The sequence below is a fragment of the Thiothrix sp. genome, from assembly GCF_028714775.1.
GTDB lineage: Bacteria > Pseudomonadota > Gammaproteobacteria > Thiotrichales > Thiotrichaceae > Thiothrix.
Map to the genome: position 1 here is coordinate 144,776 of NZ_JAQTLS010000003.1, position 16,810 is coordinate 161,585.

The window sequence follows — 16,810 nt, forward strand, 5'->3', positions numbered from 1 at the left end:
CCCAGAAAAAAGGGACTGACCCGCATCAGGACAGCCCCCTTGCCTGCGTGCAGGATTAAATATCGCGCAGCAGTTCGTTGATACCAACCTTGCCACGGGTTTTCGCATCGACTTTTTTCACGATCACCGCGCAATACAGGCTGTATTTGCCATCACTGGAAGGTAAGTTACCGGAAACCACCACAGAGCCTGCCGGAACACGCCCGTACATGACTTCACCCGTTTCGCGGTCATAAATGCGGGTGCTTTGACCGATGTAAACGCCCATGGAAATGACCGAACCTTCTTCCACGATCACGCCTTCCACCACTTCAGAGCGTGCGCCAATGAAGCAGTTGTCTTCGATGATGGTTGGGCCTGCTTGTACTGGCTCCAACACGCCGCCGATACCAACGCCGCCGGATAAGTGCACGTTCTTACCGATTTGTGCGCAAGAACCGACCGTTGCCCATGTATCGACCATCGTGCCGCTATCGACATACGCGCCGATATTGACGTAAGAAGGCATCAGCACACAGCCCGGTGCGATGTAAGAACCGCGACGTGCAATCGCGTTCGGCACAACGCGCACACCACCGGCAGCGAATTCTTCCGCGCCCATACCGGCAAATTTGGAAGGCACTTTGTCGTAATAGTTGGTGCAGCCACCCGCCATCACTTCATTTTCATTGAGACGGAACGACAACAACACCGCCTTTTTCAGCCATTGTTGGACTTCCCACTGGCCTACGCCTTGTTGGATGGCGATACGCAATTTGCCTTGGTTGAGCAATTCCAGTGCCGCATTCACCGCTTCGCGGGTTTTAGCATCGGCATTGCGCGGGTTGATGTCGGCGCGGCGCTCGAAAGCTTCTTCGATAATACTTTGTAGTTCAGTAACTTCTGACATTTTAATCTCCAGATTTAAAGGGTTTCGAGGACGTGCCGGATACGTCCAGCCGCTTCGATACATTCTTGTGGTGAAGCCACCAGCGCCAAGCGCACCCGGTTACGCCCCGGATTCTGCCCCAGCACTTCACGCGACAAATAACTGCCCGGAACCACATGCACGTGCGCACGGGCAAACAATTCACGGGTAAAGGTTTCATCATCTATGGGTGTTTTTGCCCACAAGTAAAAGCCCGCTTGCGGCATTTTCACATCCATCACAGGTGCGAGTATATCCATCACTGCGGTAAATTTCTGCCGGTATAATACCCGGTTAGCCTGAACATGCGCTTCATCGTTCCACGCAGCAACGCTGGCAGCCTGAAATGGTGGCGGCATCGCACAACCGTGATAGGTGCGGTACAACAGGAATTTTTTCAGGATTTCCGCATCCCCCGCCACAAAACCAGAACGCAAGCCCGGCGCATTCGAGCGTTTCGACAGGCTGTGGAACACCACGCAGCGTTTCCACGCAGTATTCCCCATCAGGGCGGCAGCTTGCAACAAACCCGGTGGCGGCTGGCTTTCATCGAAATACAGTTCAGAATAGCACTCGTCGGAGGCAACAATGAAATCGTATTGCTCCGCCAATGCCAACACCTCTTGCATCATTGCCAACGTCATCACCGCGCCGGTCGGGTTGCCGGGGCTGCAAATGTAGAGCAATTGGCAACGTTGCCACGTTTCTGCCGGGACTGCCGAGAAATCAGGGATAAACCCGTTTTCCTCAACGCAAGGCAGGAATACCGGCTCTGCACCTGCCAACAACGCCGCGCCTTCGTAAATTTGGTAGAACGGGTTGGGCATCAGCATTGCCGCACCGGGTTTGCGTTCAACCACGGCTTGGGCGAAAGCAAACAGGGCTTCCCGTGTCCCATTGACCGGAATCACATGCTGTTCCGCATCTACCGTCCCTTCCGGCAATTGGAAACGCCACGTCAGCCAAGTGGTAATGGCCTCGCGCAAAGCCGTAATCCCCTTGGTTAAGGGGTAACTCGACAAACCACCCAAATTGGCACTAATGGCCTGATGGATAAAATCCGGCGTCGGGTGCTTCGGTTCCCCAATCGCTAGCGATACCGACGGCAAAGCCGCAGGGGTAAGCCCCGCCAGCAAAGTACGGATACGTTCAAACGGGTAAGGTTGCAGGCGGGCAAGATCAGGATTCATGCCTTTATGTCCCTGTGGTTTAACAAAAGCGTGCAGTATAGCGGAAAAAGAAAAAGCCCCGAAACGGGGCTTTCTCAGTAAAGGGCTGAAAGCTCAGGCTTTACTTGTTTTTGCTCATCATGTAGTCAACAGCAGCTTTGACTTCATCATCAGACAGTGCAGGGTTGCCGCCTTTAGCTGGCATAACTTTGCCCGGAACGTCGTTTTTGCCTTTAACCGCAGAACCGTGCAGTGCGTCAGCACCTTTAGCGATACGTGGGCCCCAGTCAGCTTTGTCACCCATTTTAGGTGCGCCAGCGATACCCATGTCATGGCAGCTAAAGCACAGACCTTTGTAAACTTTTTCGCCGTCTACAGCACCAGCAGGAGCTGCTGCCATACCAGACATACCGCTCATGCCTGCCATACCAGCCATGCCTTCTTGCTTAGGCGCTTCTTGAGCTGCCATGCCAGACATGCCGCTCATACCAGCCATACCTTCTTGCTTAGCGGCATCGCCTACTGCTTTCGCTGCATCACCTGCGGCTTGGGCAGTTGCGTCGACTGCTTTAGCTGCGGTATCACCCGCGGCTTTCGCTGCATCACCGGCTACCGCTGCTGCGTCGCCTGCGGCTTTAGCAGTAGCATCTGCCGCTGTTTTAGCTGCATCGCCAACAGCCGTTGCTGCCGCTGCCACTGGATTAGCAGGCGCTTCAGCTTTAGGTGCTTCGGCTTTAGGCGCTTCCTCTTTCTTCTCGCCACAACCACTCAGAACACCAGCCGCCAAGAACAACGCAGAAATACTAACAACGATATTTTTCATTACCTAACTCTCCTGATTTGGGAAATTTTGGGAAAACTATTGAGACGAATTTAGCCCATCAATTGGGCAAACATCCTAAATGAGCTATATGCCCATGTCAATTCAAACTTTTCGACGGTACTCCCTTGTTAATTGAGGGAAAAACTCAGGCTTACGCCCCTTGAGTATGAAGCGGCACGGAATTATGCTGGCGGCTTCGCAAACCAATGACCAAAGACACCCATGACAGCAGAACATCCCTACCTTCAAACTTTTCGCGGTTCATTTTCCGGCGTACTGCGCTGGCCCCAACTGGATGCACTCTGGCAACAGGTGCTGACCACCCCGCAGGAAGGTTGGTACGTCTACGCCGTGGGCGAAGAACCCCCAACGCAAACCCTGACGGGCGATGCACTCGGCAAGGTCATACGCGAATTGGATGAACTGTTACACCGCGAACACGATGAAGACTACTGTGGCATCGTCTATACTGACAGCATGACGAATCCGGCTTACATCAAAGTGTTCGACCCCAACAATTTGGGATCAACCTGCGGCTCCAGCGGCAATCCGCCCCTGCCCGGTTGGATTCTGTCCAAAATGCAACCGATTAACCTGCCCGCAGCCATGCCCCAACCGGGCAACCGGCGTCGCTGGTGGCACAACCTGTTTAACCATGCACACTAAGACCTTACGACCCTTCACAAAGTTCTGCCTTGCCGTGCTATTAGCTAGCATGGCTGCGTCCTGTAATGCCAAAGACGAACCAACGGCAGCAGCACCGCCCCCTGTCCAAGCGCAACAGCCCGCAACACTGCCAACCGCTGAGCACGCAAAATACCAAGCCATGCAACAAAACTTGCAGCAGATTTTGCAGGAAGTGCAAGCACTGGATAAGGAAAATGCCCGTTTGGAACAGGTCATCCAGCAAGCCGAAGGTGAAAACCAAAAGCTCGGCGATGAAATCGACAAAATCCGCCCGGAAGTGGACGCGCCTGCCTCCAAACCCTAGCCGCGCTTAAGCTGACGGACTAAAAACCGTGCCGGATGCAAGTTATGGTATAGCGTGTCCTGTACCGGCAACGGTTCGCCAGTCATCAGTGCTGCCAGCAATTCCGCGCACAAACCGCTGGTTGCCAAGCCGCGTGAGCCATACCCTGCCGAAATGAATAACCCCGGCTGGTATTGTGCGGGCGGGTATTTTTGCCTTGCGTTGCCATAGCGCAGGTCGGCGTAAGCCTGCTGAAAAAATGCCACATCCGGCAGCGCCCCCACCACCGGATAGCGGTCAGGGGTGGTCATACGCACCGCCGCGTGGGCGCTTTCAACACCGTCGAGGGAACCGGCAAGTTCTGGCAGGTAATGTTGCATTTGCTGGAAATTGGTGATGTTCGCACTTTCATCCAATACCGCCTCACGCACATTGCGGGCGAAGGTTGCGCCGAAAATGTGTTGCCCCCCCACATTCGGCGTCATGTAACCTTCGTGCCCCAGCGTGGTTTTCAGTCGCGCACTGTAAGCAGAAACGGGAACGCGGCTGGTTTGCCCCGCTACCGGCATGAAAGGCAGGAACGCCGTTTGCGCCCACTGATCGGCTTCGCGCCCGCTGGCAATGACCGTCACTTCGCTGGGGATGGGCTGGAAAGCCGCTGTTTCGGTACGCACTTCGATATTGTCGTGTGCCACCAGTGCGGCACAGAAACTTGCCGGATTCAGCCAGCCTGCTTGCGGGAAATAACTTGCGCCTGTGGTCAGCGGGATTCCCGCCACGGCTGATGCCTCTTGCGCATCAAGAATTTGAATGAAATCGTTGGGCAAACCGCGCTCACGTAAGGCTTGCTGGCGGGCAGCTTCACGCGGCTCGTGCGCCAATTGCAGTGCGCCGCATTGCTGCCAGTCGATGCGATGACCAGCGGCTTCCAGTTGGGTAATTTGCTGTACGGCGTAGCTGAATGCTTGGCGGTAAAAGGTTTCGCCCCAACCGGGTTCGGCGGTCATTTTCGGGGTGAGCACTCCGGCGCGGTTGCCGGAAGCTTCGGTGGCGATACGCGCATGGCGCTCCAACAGGGTGATTTGCCAGCCGCGTTCGGCGAGGGAACGGGCAATTTGGCAACCCGCGACACCACCGCCAACCACCGTAGCGCGGCGGCTAGTCTCAGCGGCGGGGCGGGCGAACCACGGCATCTGCGGCGCGGGGATAAGGTCGGGCATAAAGCGGGCATCCTGTTCAGGCAAGGGCGTTAAGATAATAGCGGATTTACCCTATACTTTACGCACCAACACACACGGATTTACCCATGCACGTACACTATTTACAGCACGTCCCGTTCGAGGGCGATTTAGGCAGCATGAAGGACTGGCTGCTGCAACGCGGCGCACGCATTTCCTGCACACAATTTTTTGCCAACGAAGCCCTACCGGAAATCGAGAGCATTGACCTGCTGATCGTCATGGGCGGGCCGATGAGCATCAACGACGAAGCCGAATTTCCGTGGCTGGTGACGGAAAAGCGTTACATCCGCACGATGATTGCCGCCGGAAAACCCGTGCTGGGCATCTGTTTAGGGGCGCAATTGATCGCTTCCAGCCAAGGCGCAGCGGTTTATCCGAATGCGGAAAAGGAAATCGGCTGGCTGCCCATCCACGCGGCGGATAACCTCCCGGACCATGCCTTCCGCTTTCCTGCCGAAGCCACAGTATTCCAGTGGCACGGCGAAACGTTTGATTTGCCAGCGGATGCAATCTTGCTTGCCAGCAGCCCGGCGTGCCGCCATCAGGCATTTCAGGTCGGCAATAAGGCGATTGGGCTGCAATTCCATCTGGAAATCATCCAAGGTTCGGCAAAAGACTTGGTGGAAAACTGCGAACACGAGTTGGTGGAAGGCAAGCCCTACATCCAAAGCAAGGCGGAAATTTTGGGGGCAGATGCGGCACATTACCGCGCCATCCACACGCTGGCGGAAGAAGTGCTGAGCTTCTTGCTGGCTTAGTGCAAATCGACTTTGCCGCGCAGGGCTTTGGTTTGCCCTTTGAGCGCTTTGCCTTGCAGCCGCCGTTCTTGTGAGCCTTTGGTGGGCTTGGTGGCGCGGCGGGCTTTTTGCACTACTGTGGCGGTTTTGATCAGTTCGTGCAGGCGTGCGAGTGCGGCTTCGCGGTTTTTTTCTTGGGTGCGGAATTGCTGCGCTTTGATGATCACCACGCCGTCTTTGGAAATGCGCTGGTCGTTCGATGCCAACAACCTTTCCTTGTAGAAATCGGGCAAGGATGAAGCGCGGATGTCGAAACGCAAATGCACCGCCGACGAGACTTTGTTGACGTTCTGCCCGCCGGAACCTTGCGCACGGATGGCGTTCAGCTCAATTTCGGCTTCGGGGATCGTGACGGTGTGGGAAATGTAGAGCATGGCAACCTCAGTTAGTCACGTTGGCGGGCAACAGTTCGCTTCCACCCAATCCCCATACGGCGCGTACACATGCTCCAGAGCCACGGCGAATATCGCGGGCAACTCATAGGGATGCAGGGCGCGGATGGCGGCTTCCAGCGCGGGGTAACAGGCGTCGGTAGTTTTGAGCACAACGCGGAATTCCTTGTCGTGCTGCACCGCATCCTCCCAGTGGTAGAAACTTTCAATCGCGGAAATCTGGGCGCAAGCAACCAACTTCTGCCCAACCAGCGTGCTGGCGAGTTTCTGCGCTTCTTCAAGGCTTCCGATGGTGGTGGTGACGGCTAGGAGCTTGTTCACGGGACGGCTAACGTTTGAATGATGGGTCAGGAGTTAGGTGTATCAATTGATAGTCTCCCCCTCTTAACACTTAAATGGCCAATGGATGGATTTCTAGTTAGAAGCGCCCAAGCTGGCTGACCTTCTGCGGTCATGAAAGAAACAACCCTCAAGCCATTTGAAAAGGAGATAGAAATCTCTGGCAAATGACCAAATACCTGAACATCGGTTACAGATGCACCAAGAAGCTTTTTAAACATCCCTGGCCATTTTCCTTCAGAACTCCATGAACCACCCAAAATTGAGTATTTACGTTCAAATCTCCAGCTCCACTCAACCATTAAGGTGATTTCACCATTAGGATTGCCATCCTCATCACTCCTTCGTTTTCTCGGCGTGAGCTGACCAAACTCAATAAATAGAGCAGAACCATAACCGCGCCAGACGTGAGAAACCGTCTTTCCAATTAGGGCATTGATGAATGGACTCGGATCAACCAATCAGTAACTCCCAACGTAAACTCAGCGACCTGATGTCACCATTAAAAATGACATTCTGCCGCATATCTCCGGCTGGATGCCAACAATTTCCAGAAATTTTGAGCTGCGTTATTTTGGTTCTCTCCATTCCGGCAGGCAAAGCAGCCATGTGGGTCTGAGGCGCGTAAACATTTCAATTCCGGCAAGTTTGCTTTGCAAGATTTCCCAGCGAGCCAGATCAAACAAATCCCGATACAAGTAGGCCACCCAGTCCGCCAGTAGCACGGCTGCATAGGTTTCTGCATCGTCGGTATCGCAGATAGCAAGCCCTGCACTGTGCTGGTATCCAGCCACAACAGTTGCCGCGTCATAGCCCCAGCGGTGGAGAGCAACCCCCGCCGTGCCTGCCCGAAAAGTCACGTCTTCAGGCAGACTCGCTTCGGCATCTGTGGCAATCGGATTGAGTGCGGCGGGTAATTCTGAGAAATGCAGGTTGGCAAACAAGGCTTGGACGTGCGCCGCCAGTTCGGGGGTGTTCGCCACATGCCAGAAATTGAAGACCAGTGTTTGGCGAGGCTGGGTAACTTCGGTGACACCGTGGTATGACTCTGCGTGCAACAGGAAACCAAAGGCTTTGTTGTATTCAGGGGCAACACTGCATACGGCTTTGCCTTCTAATGATGCAAATAACTCCAGCAAACCACCGTGTTCTGCTTGCCAGTGCTTATTGAGTTGCACCACCAACCGCGCAATTTCATAGCCCAATAACGGGCGGTCGCTGTGTATGCCAATGACGTGTCCGGGCAGCATCCGTTGCGCCGTGACCAGAAAACGGTTGACCAGTGGCAAGCCCGTAATCTCGCGCATTCTGGCGAGTACTTCGGCGTGAAACGTGGCAGGAATAGCTGCCGTAACGTCGCACAACGAACAGCGGTAAAACGCGCCATCCCGATGTTGCCACTCACCGTCTTGCACAAATAGCTGCTCAAGCGCTGCGCACTGTTCCTCAGAAAAGGCGGCATCCACAGCAAAAAAGGGGAACGGGTTTTGGTGGTGGTTGGGATGCAAGAGCAAAGGCTAAACTCCTAATCTGAGGATATGCGGATGTTGGGCGCTTCACCATCCCACGAACCCAACGTGATTACCAGCAGAGATTGCAGCTTCCCGGCAGACGCCCACCCGCGCATTTTTCTCCGCAGCAGGGGCGCTGCCCCTGCACCCCGTAGCGCGAGCGGCTTCGCCAAAGTCTGGCGCTGCTTCCGCGCAACGCGCCTGCCTTTGGCTACACCGCCCGCGCAAGGATGCCGCCTCCGGCGGTTGCGGCTTCGCCGCCCTGCCCGGCCTTAGCTCAATGACCTAAAAGCAAACGGAAGCCACAGTTGCTGCCACGGTAAACAGGCCCGCCCCTGAAACGGTAGGCAGAACGGCAGTACCTGCCGTTGTCGTACCACGAGCCGCCGCGAACGACGCGCTCAACGCCCGTTTGTGAACCCTCCGGGTTCGTTACCGGCTCCGCCGGGTAAGAACCGTAACAATCTTGACACCATTCCCACACATTGCCGTGCATTTCGTGCAAACCCCAAGCATTCGGAGGGTAGCTTCCCACTACTCTGGTTTTACCATTGGTATTCCATTCATCCCACTTTCCTGAGTAATTCACCCTGTCCAGATTCAAATCATCCTTGCCACCAAAGCTGAAGGCGCTGGTTGTCCCCGCACGGCAGGCGTATTCCCACTCTGCTTCCGTTGGCAAACGCAAGCTCACACCCGTCACCAGCGAATTCAGCTTTTGGATAAAGCCTTGCACGTCATTCCAACTGACCATTTCCACCGGATTGTTGGGACTACCCTTGAAATGGGCGGGATTATTGCCCATCACCGTCTGCCACAAGGCTTGGGTGCAAGCTGTATCCGCCAGCCAGAAACCTTGCGTTAGGATCACTTTGTGCTGAGTTTCACTATCGAGACGCCCCGGTTCTGACGGCGGCGAACCCATCAGGAATGTGCCGGGTTTGATCTGACGGAAGCGTTGGATGATACCTTTCACATTCAAATCAGCGTAATGACCGTATTGGTCATCGCCTGCCGCGCTTGCCCATGCGGGTTTAGATGGTCGGGTGACAACGGGGGGCGTGCTAATGACGGGTGGAGCGGATGGCGTTGCGGTTTTCTCACCGACCAAAGTATGGATTTGGGCGGACAACTTCGTGAAATCGGCATGGTTAGTCTCACCGCCCCACGTGATGAAATTACCTGCCTGCACGATCTGAAAACCAAACGGCGGTTTGACATCATCCAAACGGATCGGTAACAAAACACCCCGATGCTTGCCTTCAATGGCTTCTTCAATGACCCACTCTGAATGCACGGAAGATGCCGACCATGCCACCACTACGCAGCGGCTTTCACTGACTGCCTTACCAATCACTTGTTGCCAGTGTTTTCCAATCGGGACTGAACGGTGATCCCAAAACACCGACCAGCCTTGTTGCTCCAATGCCTTCACCAACGGCATCAGGCGTTCGCGGTCTTGGGTCGAATAACTGAGAAAAATGTCGTACATGCGGTTAGGGCTGCGGCTGCAAAGATGGGGGAGATAATAAACCATATTGGCTGCCAATTCATGCGCCAATCCACCCCGCCCATTACGGCTTCTCGACACCTGCGCCACTCTCTGGTTTGCTTCCCCCATTGTCCGAACACTTTCCTTCCCCCCTCGCCCCTTGAGGGAGAGGGGCTGGGGGTGAGGGGACGGCGCTACACCACCACAGGATTTCCCATGCGAGCCTTGAACTTCGATAACCGCTTTGTGCGCGAACTGCCCGGCGACACCGACGGCATCAATATGTCCCGTCAGGTTTACGATGCACTTTGGTCAAGTGTGCAGCCGACCGCCGTCGCCAAGCCGCGTTTGCTAGCACATTCGCCGGAAGTCGCGGAAATGCTAGGTTGGACGGCGGCGGACATCGCCGATCCTGATTTCGCATCCGTATTTGGCGGCAATCAGTTGTTGGCAGGAATGCAGCCCTACGCGGCCTGTTACGGCGGACACCAGTTCGGCGGTTGGGCAGGGCAATTGGGTGACGGACGCGCCATCAGTTTGGGTGAAACCGTCAACAGCGCTGGGGAACGTTGGGAACTGCAACTCAAAGGTGCAGGGCCAACACCGTATTCACGCCGTGCGGATGGGCGGGCGGTATTGCGCTCTTCGGTGCGCGAATTCTTGTGCAGCGAAGCCATGTACCACCTCGGCATCCCCACGACCCGCGCCTTGAGTCTGGTGGCAACCGGCGACAGCGTGATGCGCGACATGCTTTACGACGGCAACCCCGCGCTCGAACCCGGCGCAATCGTGTGCCGCGTCGCGCCGTCTTTCATCCGCTTCGGCAATTTTGAGCTGCCTGCCTCGCGGGGTGATAAAGCGCTGCTGGAACAACTGGTCGATTTCACCATCGCCCGCGATTACCCCGAACTGCAAGGCGACACGCAAGCCAAGCGCAGCGCATGGTTTATGGAAATCTGCCGCCGCACGGGGGTGATGATCGCGCATTGGATGCGGGTCGGTTTTGTACACGGGGTCATGAATACCGACAATATGTCGATCCTCGGCCTCACCATCGACTACGGCCCTTACGGCTGGCTGGAAGATTACGACCCGATGTGGACGCCGAACACCACCGACGAAGCGGGCAAACGTTACTGCTACGGGCAGCAGCCTTACATCGGGCATTGGAACCTTGCCCACCTGCGCGATGCGCTGAAACCCGTGATTGCCGATGCACAAGTGTTGCAAGCGGGTTTGCAGGCTTACGCCGACACTTACAGCGAAACATTTGGGGTAATGCTTGCCGCCAAATTCGGCATCCGCGAACTGTCGGACAATGATGCGCCGTGGATCAATAGCGCGTTTGAACTGCTGCACAAGTCGGAAGTGGACATGACACTGTTTTTCCGCAACCTCGCTGACGTGGATGTGCAGCAACCGGAACTTACGCCGTTGCTGCCTGCGTTCTACCGCGATGATTTATTGCAGCAATACCGGGCAGAATGGGAACAGTGGTTGGGGCAATACTGCGCCCGTTTGCAAACGGACAATCTGCCGCCGGAAGAGCGCCGCGCCCGCATGAATGCCGCCAACCCGCGTTTCGTGCTGCGCAATTACCTTGCACAACAGGCCATCGACCTAGCCACGGCGGGCGATAACAGTAGGATCGTGGAATTGCTCGACACTTTACGCCACCCGTATGACGAGCAACCCCGCTACGCGCACTTTGCGGAAAAACGCCCGGAATGGGCACGGCATAAGGCGGGGTGTTCGATGTTATCATGCAGCTCGTAGGGTAATGTGGGGTTTAGCGCCCCGACCTGATGGTAAACGGCGGTTTTGCCCACCAAATCAGCAACACCAGCGACAGCATCATCAACCCACTCAGCAACATCGTGTCATTGGTTGCCAGCAAATATGCCTGCGTTTGGATTTGCCCATTGATCCATGCCAACCCCGCAGTGTGTGGCAAACCCAGCGCTGCCAGCTTATCCAGCGTCAATTGGGTGGGCGCACTGTAATCGGTAATACCTTCCACCAATTGGGCTTGATGCACCGTGGCGCGATGGCTCCACAATGACACCATCACTGCCGTACCAAAGCTGGAGCCGAGATTACGCATAAAGCTGGAAAGCCCCGACGCCGAAGCAATTTGCCGCCCTTCCAACCCCGACAGGTTGATCGTCACCAATGGCAGGAAGAAGCAACTGATGCCAATCCCCATCAGCAAGCGGGTCAAAGCTACCGACCAAAAATCCACATCGGGGGTGAAGCGCGTGCTCCAAATCGACACCGCCGCCGACACCACGAAGCCAAACGTAGCAATCGCCCGCGCATCAATGCGGTGGATATTCGCCCCCACAATCGGCCCCATCAGCAAGGCCAGCATTCCACCGAACGCCACCACCTTGCCTGCCCACAGCGGCGTATACCCTTGGAAACTTTGCAACCACAATGGCAGCGTCACCACAATGCCGAAAAACGCCATTGACCCCACCATCAAGCACACCGCGCCCACCAGAAAGTTACGCCGCGCAAACAGGTGCAAATCCACAATCGGGTGTTCGTCGGTCAGTTCCCACGCCACAAACAGCGCCAGCGTCATTACCGACACCACCGTCAGCGTCACAATGAAGGGCGAACCAAACCAGTCGAGTTCATTGCCCTTATCCAGCACGATCTGCATCGCGCCCACGCCAATCGCCAGCAGGATTAGCCCAACGTAATCCACCGGCAGTTTGCGGCATGGCGTTTCGTAATCCTTCACCAGAATATTCGCCAGCATCGCTACCGTGATCCCTACCGGCAGATTGATCAGGAAGACCCAGTGCCACGTCAGGTTTTCGGTCAACCAGCCGCCCGCCAATGGCCCCACCACGGGCGCTAACACGGTCGTCATCGACCACAAGCCCAAGGCCAGCCCTCGCTTGTGTGGAGGGTAAATGGTGGTCAACAAGGTTTGCGATAGCGGAATCATCGACGCCCCCACCATGCCTTGCAATACCCGCGCCCCCACCAGCATTTCAAACGAAGGCGCTAACCCGCACAGCAGCGATGCCAAGGTAAACAGCAAGGTTGCCATTACGAACATACGCACTTGCCCGAAGCGTTGCGCCAACCAACCCGTCATCGGCAACATGATGGCTTCGGATACTGCATAGGAAGTGATGACCCACGTCCCCTGCGTGTAGCCCACCCCAAGGTCGCCGGAAATGGAAGGCACGGACACATTCGCAATCGACAGGTCGAGGATATTCATGAACGAACCCAGCCCCAGAACCAGCGTGGTCAACGCCAACGTACCTGCACACATCGGGCGTGGCAAACTACCCGCAGCAGCTTGGCTCACGGGACAGCCTTGCTACTATTTGCCGCAATAATCCGCGCAATCTCGGCATCGGCAGCTTTCGATTGCAAGGTAAACACGTCGGTGCTGCTCAAGGTGGCTTTGTCCTTACCGCTGCCTTGCGCCACGATTGCGCCACTGCGGTCATGCGTATCCACTTCCACCCGCACCGACAGGCCAATGCGTAAGGGGTGTTGCTGCAATTCGGCGGGGTCTAGTTCAATCCGCACTGGAATGCGTTGCACGATTTTAATCCAGTTACCGGAAGCATTTTGCGCAGGCAATAAGGCAAATGCGCTGCCCGTCCCCGCCGCAAACCCCGCAATCTTGCCGTGGTACACCACCCCGCTGCCATACAGGTCGGCAGTCAACTTGGCTGATTGCCCGATACGCACGTCATCCAGTTGGGTTTCCTTGAAATTGGCGTCGACCCACATTTGTTCGGGCGGAATCACCACCATCAGCGGCGTACCAGGAACAACCCTTGCGCCCACTTGCACTGCCCGTTGGGCAACGTCACCCGTCACTGGAGCAAGGATGCGGGTACGTTCCAAGGTCAAATACGCCTGCCGGACTTGCACCGCCGCACTTTGCACCCGTGGATGTTCGGCAATTGAGGTATTTTCTGTCTGCCCGACCGCACCTTCGCGTTGCGCTTGGGCTTTTTGCAGGGCAGCTTCGGCTGCTTGCAGGGTGGTTTTGGCTGCCGTCAGCGCTTCGGCGGAAACGAATTGGCGGGTACGCGGGTTGGACAAGCGTTGGTATTCGGTACGGGCGTTTTCCAATTCCGCCCGCATTTGCGCAACCCCGGCGTCGCTCTGATTGGTACTGGCGTAGAGGCCACGCACGCTGCGTACCGCATCCGCCAACGCTGCTTCTGCCGACTGCAAGGCAACTTGCGCGTCAGTTTCGTCCAGTTGCGCCAGTAATTGCCCAGCCTTTACCCGGTCGGTATTGTTGACGTTCACCGCTTTGACCGTGCCGGAGGTTTGCGGCGTCACCTGCACGATATTTCCGGCGACATAGGCATTGTCAGTATCAGCGCGGTATTGGGCGATGAAAAACCACCACAGGAACCACGCCAGCCCCACGCTGCCAAATACTGTCAGCAGCAATGCCAACGCTTTACGCCGCCGTCCGCCGGGAGCTGGGGATGCGGGCGGTGCGGATTCCGCTTGGTTCATGAGCTAGCCTTAATAAATCAGCGAGAACAGCTTGTTGCGGTACTTTTTCACCAGCGGGTTGCCCGCGCCAATCAATTCAAACGCACTGAACAAGCCTTTCTTGCCTGCCCCATCCTGAAAAGCGCTATTTTTCTTATGGACGGTGAAATACAGTTCCAGCCCCGCTTCGATCTCATCCATCGCAATGCGTAGCTTCGCCAGCTCCAACATGGTGGCAAGGTCATCGGGGTTTTCTGCCAATGTTTTTTCCAAGGCGCTGGTATCAATGCCCACCACCTGTGCTTGCAGCTGGGCCCGTTTCGCATCGGCTAACAGTTGGCGTAAGGCATCATCGCCAACAACTTCGGGGGGAACGTCTTTCAACAAGGCTTCGGCTTCCGCGCCTTTGCCTTGCTGGATCAGCATTCCGGCGAGTTCGACCACAGCTTCGTAGAAATCGGGTTCGTGTTGCACCACTTGCTGCATCAGGTCGACCGCGCCTTGAATGTCACCACCTTCGTACATAGCGATGGCTTGCTGACGGTACGGTTCGGTCTGGTGCATCTTGTGCTTGTTGATGAACTTGCGTATTTCGCTTTCCGGGATTGCACCCATGAACTCATCCACGACTCTGCCGCCTTTGAATACCTTCACGGTCGGCAAACTGCGCACGTTAAATTGTGCTGCCAATTGTTGGTGTTGGTCAGCGTTAACTTTGGCGAGCAGGAATGCGCCTTGGTATTCATTTGCCAGCTTTGCCAGCATCGGCATCAAGGTCTTGCATGGCTGACACCAATCAGCCCAGAAATCGACCAGCACCGGCACTTGATGGGAGGCATCGACCAGTTGCTGGAAATTTTGCGGGTTCGCTTCATAGATATAGGGGGAATCAGCCATTACCTCGGAATCCTTCATGAATATGATTAGTCAACACAAGATAAGGGCGTGACGGGAAAATGCAAGGGCGACCGACAGGCCGCCCCCACAGATTTACTTCTTCTCGTCCGCTGGCGCTGCTTCTTGCATTTGCTGCAACTGCTTGAACATGTCCAACGTTTCCTTCGGCACGTCGCCGCTTTCTTCCAATGTTTTCAACAGTTCTGGCGTCAGACCTTCTTTCTGGATGCGCTCCATCAGCTCAGGGGGAATACCCAAATCAGCGGCGGAAGTATCACCTCCAGCGGTATCAGTTGCACCGCCCAAATCACCTGATTCCGGTGCTGCTGCCCCCATGTCTGGTGCTAGCAACTGCAACAGTTCCTCAAGGCTCATTTGCTTGCCGTTCAGCGTTACGCTTTCACCAGCAAGGGTAAGTTCGCTCTTGATTTTTGCGCCATCCAATTTAAGCAGACCTTGTTCAGAAAATGGCGTCAGCATCATTTCTGAGCCTTCTGGCAGCATCGCTTTGTCAGCATCCACTAGAACCTTGCCTTGCACCATCTTTGACCAATCCGCCGGGCCATAGCTGACCAGTTCCATCATTTTCGGCGCGGTCTTCCCGGTGTAGGTCAGGTCGATGTCAGCATTCAACTTACCCTTGGTGCTTTCCGCTGCGAGCACGCTATGCAGACGGCTTTTGCCTGTTTTCAACACTTTGCTGAAAATGGTATCGACCACTTGCTCGCTGGTCTTGCTGACTTTTTCCATCAGCTCTTGCTGTTTTTGCTGGCCTTCTGGGGTTTCCATCGCATCGGCGTTCCAGTCGGTCTGGCTCAAAGCGCTTTGCATTTCTGCTTGGAGCTTGCTGACTTCTTTCAAGCCATCCACATCCATCCCGGCAATATCCAGTTTGTAACTGAGCTTGCTCACGGTATCTTTAACACCTTTGATGTTATCCACACCCAGCGTCATTGAGCCGACCACTTCATTGTCCTTGATGTCGCTGGAAGTTTGCACCGCCAGATCAAACACCGCAGGCTCGGTGGTGCCTTCTGCCAAAATGGAAACTTGTGGCGCTTTCATCTCAAAGTTACCCAGCACCTGTTCGCCAACCATGCCGGTCACATTACCCGTGACATCCATTGAGGGGATGCTGGCGCTACTGTTAGCGTCCTTGATTTCCAGCTTGCCAACATGCACGTTTATTTTACCCGTCATGTCAGTAGCGGAATTACCGGACAGGTTGAAGCCTTCAGCAGTAACGATTGTGCCGTCCTGATCCAGCTTCATTGGATTCATGCTGAAATCGTAAGTGGTGCTGCCACCAAAACCAATCACGGTATGCCCTTCCATAGGCGGTTTGCCTGCGAATGCCGTCGTCAAGGTTTGACGTTTGGCGGCATCCAGCTTATCCATATCAATGCGGGTATTGATGCGTGACATGCCGAACTGTACGGCACTGCCACCGCCCAAGAATATCGGGCCATTTTCAATGTCGTTGACGAATTGGACTTCCCCAATGGCTTCGTTAAACGGTGGCATATCGAATTTCAGTTTGGTAATGGCTTTTGCCCCAAACGTGGTTTTTTCGTAACTGACCAGTTCCTGCTTAACGCCGCGTCCCGCAGCTTGTTGGTTCTGTTGGTCAATAAACTGTTCAACCGTTGATTTGGTCTGTTGACCGACATACAAACTAGCGCCGCCCCATGCCACCAGCAATGCGACAGGAATCGACAACAGCGTTACAATTTTTTTCATGGGAGAAACTCCTGATTAGTCGGTATTAATTTAATCCGTTG

17 protein-coding genes are annotated in these 16,810 nt (G+C 55.3%); 4 read left to right on the plus strand and 13 right to left on the minus strand.

The features are described from left to right. Positions 1–55: 55 nt before the first annotated feature. The 3 genes from dapD to PHE17_RS03620 form a co-directional block, all read right to left on the minus strand. Positions 56–889 carry a 2,3,4,5-tetrahydropyridine-2,6-dicarboxylate N-succinyltransferase gene (dapD, locus tag PHE17_RS03610; protein WP_301014453.1) on the minus strand — a complete coding sequence of 278 codons (834 nt, stop codon included), beginning with the start codon at positions 887–889 and terminating at the stop codon, positions 56–58. 14 nt (positions 890–903) lie between these two features. Continuing rightward, positions 904–2,097: a succinyldiaminopimelate transaminase gene (gene dapC / locus PHE17_RS03615; RefSeq protein ID WP_301014454.1), complete on the minus strand. Its 1,194-nt coding sequence runs from the start codon at positions 2,095–2,097 to the stop codon at positions 904–906. Positions 2,098–2,197: 100 nt separating this feature from the next. After that, positions 2,198–2,899: a c-type cytochrome gene (locus PHE17_RS03620; protein ID WP_301014455.1), complete on the minus strand. Its 702-nt coding sequence runs from the start codon at positions 2,897–2,899 to the stop codon at positions 2,198–2,200. 222 nt (positions 2,900–3,121) lie between these two features. Between PHE17_RS03620 and PHE17_RS03625 the strand changes: the two genes are divergently transcribed. Next, on the plus strand, positions 3,122–3,565 hold the full coding sequence (locus PHE17_RS03625) for a hypothetical protein (protein WP_301014456.1): 444 nt from the start codon (positions 3,122–3,124) through the stop codon (positions 3,563–3,565). A 49-nt stretch (positions 3,566–3,614) separates the two neighbouring features. Then, positions 3,615–3,890 carry a hypothetical protein gene (locus PHE17_RS03630; RefSeq protein WP_301014457.1) on the plus strand — a complete coding sequence of 92 codons (276 nt, stop codon included), beginning with the start codon at positions 3,615–3,617 and terminating at the stop codon, positions 3,888–3,890. On the opposite strand, the gene mnmC is transcribed toward PHE17_RS03630, so the two are convergent. Next, positions 3,887–5,089: an FAD-dependent 5-carboxymethylaminomethyl-2-thiouridine(34) oxidoreductase MnmC gene (gene mnmC, locus PHE17_RS03635; RefSeq protein ID WP_301014458.1), complete on the minus strand. Its 1,203-nt coding sequence runs from the start codon at positions 5,087–5,089 to the stop codon at positions 3,887–3,889. The two genes, PHE17_RS03630 and mnmC, sit on opposite strands and share 4 nt — an antisense overlap. An 86-nt stretch (positions 5,090–5,175) precedes the next feature. Here mnmC and PHE17_RS03640 point away from each other — a divergent pair, with 86 nt between their 5' ends. Next, entirely contained in the window at positions 5,176–5,868 is a 693-nt protein-coding gene (locus PHE17_RS03640; RefSeq protein ID WP_301014459.1) for a gamma-glutamyl-gamma-aminobutyrate hydrolase family protein, read from the plus strand. Here the strand turns inward: PHE17_RS03640 and arfB are convergent. The 5 genes from arfB to PHE17_RS03665 form a co-directional block, all read right to left on the minus strand. Next, positions 5,865–6,281, minus strand: coding sequence for an alternative ribosome rescue aminoacyl-tRNA hydrolase ArfB (gene arfB / locus PHE17_RS03645; RefSeq protein WP_301014460.1), 417 nt, complete (start codon positions 6,279–6,281; stop codon positions 5,865–5,867). The two genes, PHE17_RS03640 and arfB, sit on opposite strands and share 4 nt — an antisense overlap. A 15-nt stretch (positions 6,282–6,296) precedes the next feature. Next, the gene (gene cutA / locus PHE17_RS03650; RefSeq protein ID WP_301014461.1) at positions 6,297–6,620 is read right to left on the minus strand and encodes a divalent-cation tolerance protein CutA; all 324 of its coding nucleotides are present in this window, start codon (positions 6,618–6,620) and stop codon (positions 6,297–6,299) included. A gap of 26 nt (positions 6,621–6,646) precedes the next feature. After that, a complete protein-coding gene (locus tag PHE17_RS03655; RefSeq protein ID WP_301014462.1) occupies positions 6,647–7,099 on the minus strand; it encodes a hypothetical protein in 453 nt (150 codons plus the stop codon). Positions 7,100–7,207: 108 nt separating this feature from the next. Beyond that, positions 7,208–8,152, minus strand: coding sequence for a 2OG-Fe(II) oxygenase (locus tag PHE17_RS03660; RefSeq protein WP_301014463.1), 945 nt, complete (start codon positions 8,150–8,152; stop codon positions 7,208–7,210). Positions 8,153–8,426: 274 nt separating this feature from the next. Beyond that, entirely contained in the window at positions 8,427–9,770 is a 1,344-nt protein-coding gene (locus PHE17_RS03665) for an SUMF1/EgtB/PvdO family nonheme iron enzyme (RefSeq protein WP_301014464.1), read from the minus strand. Between the two features lie 87 nt (positions 9,771–9,857). On the opposite strand from PHE17_RS03665, the gene PHE17_RS03670 reads away from it, so the two are divergent. Next, on the plus strand, positions 9,858–11,417 hold the full coding sequence (locus PHE17_RS03670) for a protein adenylyltransferase SelO (RefSeq protein ID WP_301014465.1): 1,560 nt from the start codon (positions 9,858–9,860) through the stop codon (positions 11,415–11,417). Positions 11,418–11,430: 13 nt separating this feature from the next. Here PHE17_RS03670 and PHE17_RS03675 read toward each other — a convergent pair whose 3' ends face one another. From PHE17_RS03675 to PHE17_RS03690, 4 genes are all read right to left on the minus strand, one after another. After that, the gene (locus PHE17_RS03675) at positions 11,431–12,972 is read right to left on the minus strand and encodes a DHA2 family efflux MFS transporter permease subunit (RefSeq protein WP_301014466.1); all 1,542 of its coding nucleotides are present in this window, start codon (positions 12,970–12,972) and stop codon (positions 11,431–11,433) included. Next, positions 12,969–14,153 carry an HlyD family efflux transporter periplasmic adaptor subunit gene (locus PHE17_RS03680; RefSeq protein ID WP_301014467.1) on the minus strand — a complete coding sequence of 395 codons (1,185 nt, stop codon included), beginning with the start codon at positions 14,151–14,153 and terminating at the stop codon, positions 12,969–12,971. Before PHE17_RS03680 ends, PHE17_RS03675 begins: the two co-directional genes overlap by 4 nt. A 9-nt stretch (positions 14,154–14,162) precedes the next feature. Further along, complete coding sequence (trxA, locus tag PHE17_RS03685) at positions 14,163–15,029, minus strand: thioredoxin (protein WP_301014468.1); 867 nt, start codon at positions 15,027–15,029, stop codon at positions 14,163–14,165. Positions 15,030–15,122: 93 nt separating this feature from the next. Continuing rightward, the gene (locus PHE17_RS03690) at positions 15,123–16,769 is read right to left on the minus strand and encodes a DUF945 family protein (protein WP_301014469.1); all 1,647 of its coding nucleotides are present in this window, start codon (positions 16,767–16,769) and stop codon (positions 15,123–15,125) included. Between the last annotated feature and the right edge of the window lie 41 nt (positions 16,770–16,810).

What these genes read in the sequence shown, in the direction of transcription:
- dapD (WP_301014453.1), bottom strand. Translation starts at nt 889, where the DNA reads ATGTCAGAAGTTACTGAACTACAAAGTATTATCGAAGAAGCTTTCGAG.
- PHE17_RS03690 (WP_301014469.1), bottom strand. Translation starts at nt 16,769, where the DNA reads ATGAAAAAAATTGTAACGCTGTTGTCGATTCCTGTCGCATTGCTGGTG.
- mnmC (WP_301014458.1), bottom strand. Translation starts at nt 5,089, where the DNA reads ATGCCCGACCTTATCCCCGCGCCGCAGATGCCGTGGTTCGCCCGCCCC.
- trxA (WP_301014468.1), bottom strand. Translation starts at nt 15,029, where the DNA reads ATGGCTGATTCCCCCTATATCTATGAAGCGAACCCGCAAAATTTCCAG.
- arfB (WP_301014460.1), bottom strand. Translation starts at nt 6,281, where the DNA reads ATGCTCTACATTTCCCACACCGTCACGATCCCCGAAGCCGAAATTGAG.
- PHE17_RS03665 (WP_301014464.1), bottom strand. Translation starts at nt 9,770, where the DNA reads ATGGGGGAAGCAAACCAGAGAGTGGCGCAGGTGTCGAGAAGCCGTAAT.
- PHE17_RS03670 (WP_301014465.1), top strand. Translation starts at nt 9,858, where the DNA reads ATGCGAGCCTTGAACTTCGATAACCGCTTTGTGCGCGAACTGCCCGGC.
- PHE17_RS03630 (WP_301014457.1), top strand. Translation starts at nt 3,615, where the DNA reads ATGGCTGCGTCCTGTAATGCCAAAGACGAACCAACGGCAGCAGCACCG.
- PHE17_RS03680 (WP_301014467.1), bottom strand. Translation starts at nt 14,153, where the DNA reads ATGAACCAAGCGGAATCCGCACCGCCCGCATCCCCAGCTCCCGGCGGA.
- PHE17_RS03620 (WP_301014455.1), bottom strand. Translation starts at nt 2,899, where the DNA reads ATGAAAAATATCGTTGTTAGTATTTCTGCGTTGTTCTTGGCGGCTGGT.
- PHE17_RS03625 (WP_301014456.1), top strand. Translation starts at nt 3,122, where the DNA reads ATGACAGCAGAACATCCCTACCTTCAAACTTTTCGCGGTTCATTTTCC.
- PHE17_RS03640 (WP_301014459.1), top strand. Translation starts at nt 5,176, where the DNA reads ATGCACGTACACTATTTACAGCACGTCCCGTTCGAGGGCGATTTAGGC.
- dapC (WP_301014454.1), bottom strand. Translation starts at nt 2,097, where the DNA reads ATGAATCCTGATCTTGCCCGCCTGCAACCTTACCCGTTTGAACGTATC.